Origin of the sequence: Streptosporangium sp. NPDC051023 (assembly GCF_040689595.1) — a bacterium.
In the GTDB taxonomy this organism is placed as follows: domain Bacteria; phylum Actinomycetota; class Actinomycetes; order Streptosporangiales; family Streptosporangiaceae; genus Streptosporangium.
Genome location: NZ_JBFBCE010000262.1, coordinates 1 through 1,167 on the forward strand (window position 1 = coordinate 1; position 1,167 = coordinate 1,167).

Below are 1,167 nucleotides of genomic sequence, written 5' to 3' on the forward strand. Positions count from 1 at the left end.
CCCGGCAAGACCGTCCTGCCATGGTCCGGGGGCCTGCGTCGTGAACTCCGCGTTCTCGCCCGCCGGGTGAGCGCGGAACCGCCGTTGCTGACGCGTAACTGATAGGTTACGCTTCCTGGGTGGACGAGGTGGCGGGAGCGATCGCGGACCCGGTGCGGCGGGAGATCCTGGTGATGCTGCGTGAGCAGAGGCTCTCCGCGGGGGAGATCGCCGAGCGTTTCGAGATCAGCAGGCCCGCGGTGAGCCGCCACCTGCGAGTTCTCAGAAACAGCGGACTGGTTCACGACGAGCTCGTCGGCAGGCGACGCCTCTACGCGCTCGACGCCGGGCGATTCACCGAGCTCGTCGAGTGGCTCACCCCGTTCGTCCGGCCTTCCGGCTGGGAGCACCGCCTCGACGCACTGGAGACAGAGGTCTATCGAACCCGCCGCGAACGCCGTGCGCGCGGCACGGCGGACCAGGAAAACCAGGCAAAGGAGAACACGGCATGAGCCGTTCACCCGTCGGCAGGCTGTTCCGTACCGAAGCGGGAAGCGATCTCGTCCTCAGCCGGACGTTTCGAGCGCCCGCCGAGGACGTGTGGGCCAGCGTCACCGAATCCGACCGCACGGCCCGCTGGTTCGGGCCCTGGGAGGGCGACGCCGCGCCAGGGCGGACGATCAAGGTGCAGATGGCGTTCGAGGAACAGGCCCCGTGGTGCGAGATGCGCATCGACGTGTGTGACCCGCCGCGGCGGCTGGCACTGTCGACGACCGACGAGTTCGGGTCCTGGCGGATGGAGCTGCTGCTGTCGGAGACGAACGGCTCGACGGAGCTGCGGCTCGTGCACCACCTCGACACCGAGGACGGAATCGGCGAGGTCGGCCCCGGCTGGGAGTACTACCTCGACATGCTCGTGGCCGCCCGCGACGGCTCGCCCACGCCCGTCTTCGACGACTACTACCCCGCGATGAAGCCCTATTTCGACAGCCTGTCCGCCCGCGCCGACGTTCGACCGAACAGCGATGCGCCGGACGCGCACCGATGACTCCTCTTTCGTAATCGTCTGTGCCCCATCGGGGCTTGTGTCGCTGTGCCCAACGGGCCGGTACGGCTTCGGCAGGGTCCGCTGATTTGGGGACCCGGCCGAACTGGGTAGACCCGCAGGCATGCGCACTGTCCGAATCG

At 68.5% G+C, this 1,167-nt stretch carries 2 protein-coding genes; both read left to right on the plus strand.

Translation table 11 applies throughout. From position 1 onward, the window contains the following. Positions 1-119 precede the first annotated feature (119 nt). Positions 120-491 (plus strand): metalloregulator ArsR/SmtB family transcription factor, encoded by a 372-nt coding sequence (locus tag AB0395_RS48560; RefSeq protein ID WP_366295168.1) that lies wholly within the window; start codon positions 120-122, stop codon positions 489-491. After that, the gene (locus tag AB0395_RS48565) at positions 488-1,027 is read left to right on the plus strand and encodes an SRPBCC family protein (protein ID WP_366295171.1); all 540 of its coding nucleotides are present in this window, start codon (positions 488-490) and stop codon (positions 1,025-1,027) included. Before AB0395_RS48560 ends, AB0395_RS48565 begins: the two co-directional genes overlap by 4 nt. Positions 1,028-1,167 lie beyond the last annotated feature (140 nt).